The following is an 8,565-nucleotide window of genomic DNA, read 5'->3' as shown; positions in this document are numbered from 1 at the left end:
GTTCAACCCGGTCTATCTCCTGCCGCTGGTGGAGATCGTCGGTGGCGAGCAGACCTTCCCCGAGGCGATCGAGGTCGCCAAGGAGATGTATGCCTCGATCGGCATGAAGCCTGTCGTCATCCGCAAGGAGATCGAGGCCTTCGTCGGTGACCGCCTGCTCGAAGCGGCATGGCGCGAGGCGCTGTGGCTGATCAAGGACGGCATCTGCACGGTCGAGGAACTCGACGACATCATGCGCTACGGCTTCGGCCTGCGCTGGGCGCAGATGGGCATGTTCCAGGTCTATCGCGTCGCCGGCGGCGAGGCCGGCATGCGCCACTTCATGGCGCAGTTCGGGCCGTGCCTGAAATGGCCATGGACCAAGCTGATGGACGTGCCTGAGTTCAACGACGAACTGGTCGACCTGATCGCCACGCAGTCGGACGAACAGGCGCATGGGCTGTCGATCCGCGAGCTGGAAAAGATCCGCGACGACAATCTGGTCGCCATCATGGATGCGCTGTCGAAACAAAACAAAGGCAAGGGCTGGGGCGCCGGCGCGCTGCATAAGGACTATACCAGGCAGCTGGCCAAGCTGGCGGCGAAGAAGCCCATGGCCTCCAAGGCGGCCGAGAAGGCCAAAGCCTTGAAACCGGTCAAGAAAGCCGAAAAGCCGAAGAAAAAGACCGGCAAGAAGAAAGGCTGAGAGCATGGATTTCGGGCTGTCGGAGGAACAGAAGCTCATCGTCGAGACGACGCGCGCGTTCGTCGAGAACGAGCTTTACCCGCATGAGCGCGAGGTCGAGCGCACCGGCGTGCTGCGCCGCGACCTGATCGAAGAGATCAAGGTAAAGGCGATCGAGGCCGGGCTCTATGCCGCCAACATGCCGGCCGATGTCGGCGGTGCCGGCCTCGATACGGTGACCTGGCTGCTCTACGAGAAGGAACTCGGCCGGGCCAATTACGCGCTGCACTGGACCTGCGTGGCGCGTCCCTCCAACATCCTCCTGGCCGGCACACCCGAACAGCGCGAGAAATATCTGTTCCCCTGCATCCGTGGCGAGAAATGGGACTGCCTGGCCATGACCGAGCCGGGCGCCGGCTCCGATTTGCGCGGCATGAAGGCAACCGCCGTTCAGGACGGCGACGACTGGGTGCTGAACGGCACCAAGCATTTTATCTCCCACGCCGACCTCGCCGACTTCGCCATCGTTTTCATGGCCTCAGGCGAAGAGGATTCGCCGCGCGGCAAACGCAAGAAGATCACCGCCTTCTTCGTCGACAAGGGCACCAAAGGCTTCACCGTCCGTGACGGTTACCGCAACGTCTCGCATCGCGGCTACACCAACGCCATCCTCGAATTCGACGATTGCCGGCTACCCGGAGCCCAAGTGTTGGGCGAAGTCCACAAGGGGTTCGACGTCGCCAATTCCTGGCTCGGCGCCACCCGGCTGCAGGTCGGCGCCACCTGCCTCGGCCGCGCCGAGCGTGCGCTTGGCCATGCCGTCGAATACGCCGCGCAGCGCCAGCAGTTCGGCCAGCAGATCGGCAAGTTCCAGGGCGTATCGTTCAAGCTTGCCGACATGGCGACCGAATTGAAGGCCGCCGACCTGATGGTGTTCGAAGCCGGCTGGAAGTACGATCAGGGCACCGTCACCGACCAGGACATGGCCATGGCCAAGCTGAAAGCCACCGAAATGCTCGCATACGTCGCCGATGAAGCGATCCAGATCCATGGCGGCATGGGGCTGATGGACGATCTGCCGCTGGAGCGCATCTGGCGCGACGCGCGCGTCGAGCGCATCTGGGAAGGCACATCCGAGATCCAGCGCCACATCATTTCAAGGGCGCTGCTGCGCCCGTTCGGGGCATAACATATGCATAAACTGGAGCGTCTCCTGCGGCCTAAATCGATCGCCGTCTTCGGCGGCGCGCAGGCCGCAGCCGTCGTCGCGCAATCGATCAAGATGGGTTTTGCCGGCGAGATCTGGCCGGTGCATCCGACCAAGGACGAGGTTGCCGGTCGCAAGGCCTATCGTTCGGTGGCTGACCTGCCCGGCGCGCCGGATGCTGCCTTTGTCGGCGTCAACCGGCATTTGACCATCGAGGTGATCAAGGCGCTGGCCGAACGCGGCGCCGGCGGCGCCGTCTGCTTTGCCGCCGGCTTCCTCGAAACCGAGGCCTATGACGATGATGGCGAGCGGCTGCAGGCCGAGCTGGTCGCGGCGGCCGGCCAGATGCCGATCATCGGGCCGAATTGCTACGGCCTGATCAATTATGCCGACGGCGCGCTGCTGTGGCCCGACCAGCATGGCGGCATAAGACTGGCCGAGGGCGGCAAGGGCGTCGCCATCATCACCCAGTCCTCCAACATCGCCATCAACATGACCATGCAGAAGCGCGGCCTGCCGATCGCCTTCCTGATGACCGCCGGCAACCAGGCGCAGACCGGCCTGTCCGAAATGGCGCTCGGCCTGATCGAGGATGAGCGGGTCACGTCGCTCGGCCTGCACATCGAAGCCTTCGATTCGGTAGCCGGCTTCGAACGGCTGGCGGCACGAGCCCGCGAGCTGAAGAAGCCGATCATCGCCATGAAGGTCGGCCGTTCCGAACAGGCCAGGCAAGCGACTGTCTCGCATACCGCGTCGCTCGCCGGCTCGGACGCGGCCTCGGGTGCGTTCCTGCGGCGGCTCGGCATTGCGCGTGTCGATTCAATCCCCGCCTTCATCGAGGCGCTGAAGCTGCTGCACATCACCGGACCTTTGCCCGGCTATAGGCTGTCGTCGATGAGCTGCTCCGGCGGCGAGGCCTCCGTCATGGCCGACAGCGCCGAAGGCCGCTGGGTCAATTTCCCTGTGCTGACCGACAGCCACCGCGCCCATGTCAAATCGACGCTCGGGCCGCTGGTCGCGGTCGCCAATCCCTTGGACTATCACACCTTCATCTGGAACAACGAGCCGGCGATGACCGCCACCTTCACCGCCATGGTGTCGGGCGGTTTCGACCTCAACATGCTGGTGCTCGATTTTCCGCGACCCGACCGCTGCTCGGTCACCGACTGGTGGGCGACGTTGCGCGCTTTCGAATCGGCGCTCAAGACCAACAAGGCGCATGGTGCGATCGTCTCCTCGCTGCCGGAGAACCTGCCGGAGGAATACACTGCCGAACTGATGGCGCGCGGCATGGTGCCGTTGTTCGGCATTTCGGAAGCGATGGATGCAGCCGGCGCAGCAGCCTTCATCGGCTGGGCTTGGGCTGAACCGCAGGCGCAGCCGATCGACACGTCGGCCTCCGGTGCCCCCGGGGGCGACCACGTCACGCCCGACGAAGCCGAGGCGAAGTCACGGCTGATCAAAGCCGGCCTGCCGGTGCCGAAGGGCGAGCGCGCCGCCAATGCCGTCGAGGCGGTGATTTCGTCCATGGCGCTCGGTTTTCCCGTCGCGTTGAAGGCGCTCGGCGTCACCCACAAATCCGAAGTTGGCGCTGTCAGGCTCAATCTCAGGGATGCCGAATCCGTCAGCACCGCAGCGCATGACCTGTTGCCGCTCGGCACCGGGCTCTATGTCGAGCGCATGGTGCGCGACGGTGTTGCCGAACTCATCGTCGGCTTCACCCGCGATCCGATGTTCGGCGCGGTGATGACGCTCGGCACTGGTGGCGTGCTGGTCGAGCTGTTGCGCGACAGCGTCACGCTGATGCTGCCGGCGACCCTCGACGATATCGAGGCGGCGCTGCGCGGCCTGAAACTGTTCCCGTTGCTCGAAGGCTATCGCGGCCGGCCTAAGGCCGATGTCGCGGCTGCCATCGATGCTATCTCTGGCATTGCCGCCTTCGTGCAGCAGAATGCCGGTGAGATCGAAGAACTCGACATCAACCCGCTGATCGTCTGTGCAGAGGGCAAGGGCGCCTGGATCGCCGACGCGCTGCTGGTGCTGGGAGAGAACAAGAATGTCTGACGTCATTTCGACCCGCCGCGAGGGCACCATCCTCGAAGTCACCCTCGACCGGCCCAAGGCCAACGCCATCGACCTGAAGACCTCGCGGCTGATGGGCGAGACCTTCAAGGCGTTCCGAGACGATCCGGAATTGCGCGTCGCCATCGTCAAGACCGCTGGCGACAAGTTCTTCTGCGCGGGCTGGGACCTCAAAGCAGCTGCCGGCGGCGATGCGGTCGACGGCGACTATGGCGTCGGCGGCTTTGCCGGCCTGCAGGAGCTGCGCGACCTCAACAAGCCGATCATCGCGTGCGTCAACGGCATGGCGGTCGGCGGCGGCTTCGAGCTGGCGCTGTCCTGCGACCTCATCTACGCCTCCGATCATTCCTCCTTCGCGCTGCCCGAGATCCGAGCCGGCACGCTGGCCGACGCGGCGACGATCAAGCTGCCGAAGCGCATCCCCTACCATGTCGCCATGGACCTTCTGCTCACCGGCCGCTGGATGGATGTCGCTGAAGCGCATCGCTGGGGCTTGGTCAACGAAGTGCTGCCCAAGGAAAAGCTGGAAGATCGCGTCTGGGAGATCGCCCGGCTGCTCGCAGGCGGCCCACCGCTGGTGTTTGCCGCGATCAAGGAGACGGCGCGCGTGGCCGAGGCGCTGACCTTCCAGGACGCCATGAACAAGGTGACCCGCCGGCAATTGCCGACGGTCGATGCGCTCTATGGCTCCGAGGACAATATGGAGGGTTTTCGGGCTTTTGCGGAGAAGCGTGAGCCGGTGTGGAAGGGGAAGTAAGGATTGTTGCCGAAATGACGGCGCTCACCCCCCTCTGTCCTGCCGGACATCTCCCCCTCAAGGGGGGAGATTGGCAGCTTCGATTTCTGCACTCTTCTTGCGACGCCGAAGGTTGGCGAAAGCCTTCGCAACATCCGATCTCCCCCCTTGAGGGGGAGATGTCCGGCAGGACAGAAGGGGGCGCCCAGGCTCAGCCTTGGCCGCCTTTCCAGCACCCATGACCGACAAAACCCTCATCGATGCCGAGACCTGGGCCTTCATCGAGCGCACCAATTCCTACTATCCGCCCGATACGATCGGCTACACGATCGCGCAGCAGCGCGAGATCTACGACCGCATGTGCCGGGAATTCTTTGCCGGCTATCCCGAGGGCGTCGCTGTCGAAACCTCCGCCATTGCAACGCCGACGCACGATATCCCGATCCGTATCTACCGAAGCCCACTCCAGGCAGGCGTGACGGTGCTCTATGTCCACGGCGGCGGCTTCATCCTTGGTGGGCTGGACAGCCATGACGATGTTTGCGCGGAGCTGTGCTCGCGCACAGGCTATGAGGTGGTCTCCGTAGATTACCGGCTGGCGCCGGAACATTTGCATCCAGCCGCCTTCGACGATGCCATGAGCGCCTTCGAATGGGCCGCCGCCAATCGCGATCATCCTATCGTGCTCTGCGGCGACAGCGCCGGCGGCAATCTCTGCGCCGCCGTCAGTCACGCCACGCGCGGCCATTCGAAAAGGCCGGTCGGCCAGGTGCTGATCTATCCCGGCCTCGGCGGAGACCGCTCGAAAGGCTCCTATGTCAAGCACGCCGAAGCGCCGATGCTGACCGTGCGCGATCTCGAATTCTACAAGCACATTCGCACTGGAGGGCAAAACCGTAGCGGCGATGCGACGCTGGCCCCGCTTGCCGACACCGATTTCTCCAACTTGCCGCCGACAGTGCTGATCACCGCCGAATGCGACCCGCTGTCATCGGATGGCGAGACCTATCGCGACCTGATCATCACGGCAGGTGGCCACGCGACGTGGTTCGAGGAGCCGGGATTGGTTCACGGCTATCTCAGAGCCCGGCACACGGTTGGCCGCGCCCGCACCAGCTTCACCCGGATCGTCGATGCGGTGACCGCGCTTGGACGGGGCGGCTGGCGCTGGTGATCGCGGCCAAACTCTGAGGACCAAGTGGCGCCCCTTCACGCCACCGAGGCAGCCGCTGCCCGGCCGGCGCTGCGGCCGGAAAAGATGCAGCCGCCGAGGAAGGTGCCTTCGAGCGCCGCATAGCCATGCACGCCGCCGCCGCCGAAACCGGCGGCTTCGCCGACGGCATAGAGCCCGGCGACCGGCTGCCCATCTGCCCCCAGCACGCGGCTGTCGAGATCGGTCTGCAGGCCGCCCAGCGTCTTGCGGGTCAAGATGTTGAGCCGCACCGCGATCAGCGGGCCATTTGCCGGATCGAGCATCTTGTGCGGCTTGGCCGTGCGGATCAGCCGGTCGCCGAGATAGGCGCGGGCGCCACGCAGAGCGGTGATCTGCATATCCTTGGAGAAAGGGTTATCGAGCTGCCTATCGCGGGCGCGGATCTCGCGCTCGACTTGAGCCACCTCAAGCAGCGCCTCGCCGCCGGCCAGCGCGTTCATGCGCGCGACCAGCGCCGGCAAATCGGCCTCGACGATGAAGTCCTCGCCCTTTTCCATGAACGCCTTGACGGGGCCCGGAATGCCCGATGTGGCGCGGCCGAGCACCTGGCGCCAGCTCTTGCCGGTCAGATCGGGGTTCTGCTCGGAGCCCGACAGCGCGAACTCCTTCTGGATGATCTTCTTGGTCAGGATGAACCAGGAATAGTCGAAGCCGGTGCTCATGATGTGGGAGAGCGTGCCCAGAGTGTCGAAGCCGGGATAGAGCGGCACCGGCAGGCGCTTGCCGCGCGCATCGAGCCACAGCGATGATGGGCCGGGCAGGATGCGTATCGCATGGTCGGTCCAGATCGGCGCCCAGTTCTTGATGCCCTCGACATAGTGCCACATGCGGTCGCGGTTGATGATCGAACCGCCGGCCTGTTCCGTGATCGCCAGCATGCGGCCGTCGACGTGGTCGGGCACGCCGGTGATCATGCGCTTGGGCGCCGCGCCCAGCCGCTGCGGCCAGTTTTCCCGCACAAGCTGATGGTTGGCGCCGATGCCGCCGGAAGCGACGATCACGGCTTGCGCGCGAAGCTCGAAATCTCCTGATATTTCGCGCGAACTCTTGTGGCCGCGCTCGGCGGTACTCGGTTGCAGGATGTCGCCGCGCACCCCGTCGACAGTCGCACCCGTGCGGGTCAATTCATCGACCCGATGGCGGAATTTGAAACTGATCAGTCCGCGCTTCTGCGCCTCGCGCACGCGCTGTACGAAGGGTTCGAGAACGCCGGGGCCCGTGCCCCAGGTGATGTGGAAGCGCGGCACCGAATTGCCGTGGCCGATGGCATTGCCGCCGCCACGCTCGGCCCAGCCGACCACGGGAAAGAATTTCAGGCCGCGCTGTATCAGCCAGGAGCGTTTTTCGCCGGCGGCAAAGCCGACATAGGCTTCCGCCCATTTGCGCGGCCAGAAATCCTCGGGCCGATCGAAAGCCGCGGTGCCCAGCCAGTCTTCCAGCGCCAGGTCATGCGAATCGCGGATGCGCATGCGCCGCTGCTCGGGCGAATCGACGAGGAAAAGGCCGCCGAACGACCAGAATGCCTGGCCGCCGAGCGACTGCTCCGGCTCCTGGTCGACGATGATGATTTTCTTGCCGGCCTCGGCGAGCTCGGCGGCGGCAACCAGCCCTGCAAGGCCGGCGCCGACAATGATCACGTCCGCATCGTCAGCCATTTTTCCTCCCAGAATTAGCCGGCTATTTCAATGCAAGGAATTCAGACGGTCTCCCAGCCTTCTTTGCCGCCGGCGCGGAAGATGGCGTCGATGACTTTCTGATTGAGCACCGATTCCTCCAGCGTGAAGACGCGCTCCTTGCCGCCCTGTGCCGCGCGCGCGAAGGTCTCGACCTCCAGCCGGTACTGCTGCGTGCCGGGAAAGCGAAAAACCTGCGCCTCGGTGTGGTTCTGGTTGTGCAGTTCGACGCGGTGGTGGTCGTAGAGCCCGGCATTGAAAGGCGAGAACAACTCGATGAAACCCTTCTCGCCGTGGAACACCATCACCTGGCGCGCCGCCATCTGAGTCGACAGATAGAACGACAGCTCGAAGTCACCGAAATCGGCACGGATCGAGGAGTAGATGTCGGTGCCGAATGTCTTGTCGCGCTCGATCGTTGCCTGCACGCGCAGCGGCTCCTTGCTGGTGGAAAAGCGCGTCGACACGGTCGGGTAAACGCCGATGTCGGGCAGCGCGCCGCCGCCGAGGTCGAGCTGGTTGCGCATGTTGCTGGGGTCGACGTTGTAGTAGGAGAACGCGCCCTGCACATGGCGCAGCCGGCCGATGGCGCCGCTGGCGATGAGCTCGCGCACCTTGATCCATTGCGGGTGGTAGATGACCATGAAGGCTTCGCAGACCAGCACCCTTTTCTGGTCGCGCAGCTTGATCAGCGGCAGGATGTCCTTGGCGTCGAGCGCCAGCGGCTTTTCGACCAGCACATGCTTGCCGGCTTCGATGGCCTTGGCCGCCCACTCGACATGCTGCGAGGTCGGCAGCGGGATGTAGACGCCGTCGACCTCGTTGGAGGCAAGCAGTTCCTCATAGGAGCCGAAGGCATGGCGCGCACCGAAGCGATCGGCCAGCGCCTTGGCCTTCGACAGATCGCGGCTGGCGATCGCCGACAGCACGCTATTCTCCGCCTCGACCATCGCCGGCAACAAATGCTCGCGGCCGATCTTGGCCGTCGAC

General features: G+C 64.6%; 7 protein-coding genes. 5 read left to right on the top strand and 2 right to left on the bottom strand.

The features are described 5' to 3' along the window. From EN991_RS13475 to EN991_RS13455, 5 genes are all read left to right on the top strand, one after another. The coding region (locus tag EN991_RS13475; protein WP_245460959.1) for a 3-hydroxyacyl-CoA dehydrogenase family protein at positions 1-685 on the top strand (685 nt) is incomplete at its 5' end. 4 nt (positions 686-689) lie between these two features. After that, complete coding sequence (locus tag EN991_RS13470) at positions 690-1,853, top strand: acyl-CoA dehydrogenase (RefSeq protein ID WP_013528296.1); 1,164 nt, start codon at positions 690-692, stop codon at positions 1,851-1,853. 3 nt (positions 1,854-1,856) lie between these two features. Next, positions 1,857-3,935 (top strand): acetate--CoA ligase family protein, encoded by a 2,079-nt coding sequence (locus EN991_RS13465; protein WP_127368935.1) that lies wholly within the window; start codon positions 1,857-1,859, stop codon positions 3,933-3,935. Continuing rightward, complete coding sequence (locus tag EN991_RS13460) at positions 3,928-4,710, top strand: carnitinyl-CoA dehydratase (RefSeq protein WP_013528298.1); 783 nt, start codon at positions 3,928-3,930, stop codon at positions 4,708-4,710. The genes EN991_RS13465 and EN991_RS13460 overlap by 8 nt, the downstream gene beginning before the upstream one ends. 217 nt (positions 4,711-4,927) lie before the next feature. Next, positions 4,928-5,863, top strand: coding sequence for an alpha/beta hydrolase (locus EN991_RS13455; protein ID WP_127368934.1), 936 nt, complete (start codon positions 4,928-4,930; stop codon positions 5,861-5,863). Between the two features lie 35 nt (positions 5,864-5,898). Here EN991_RS13455 and EN991_RS13450 read toward each other — a convergent pair whose 3' ends face one another. Then, positions 5,899-7,557, bottom strand: coding sequence for an FAD-binding dehydrogenase (locus tag EN991_RS13450; RefSeq protein WP_027161012.1), 1,659 nt, complete (start codon positions 7,555-7,557; stop codon positions 5,899-5,901). A gap of 41 nt (positions 7,558-7,598) precedes the next feature. Then, positions 7,599-8,565: Gfo/Idh/MocA family oxidoreductase (locus EN991_RS13445; RefSeq protein ID WP_164769033.1), on the bottom strand; the 967-nt coding region annotated here is incomplete at its 5' end.

It is taken from the genome of Mesorhizobium sp. M7A.F.Ca.US.005.03.2.1 (genome assembly GCF_003997795.1).
GTDB classification, from domain to species: domain Bacteria; phylum Pseudomonadota; class Alphaproteobacteria; order Rhizobiales; family Rhizobiaceae; genus Mesorhizobium; species Mesorhizobium ciceri.
Note: the sequence above shows the minus strand (reverse complement) of the source record. Positions and strands in the feature narration are given on the sequence as shown.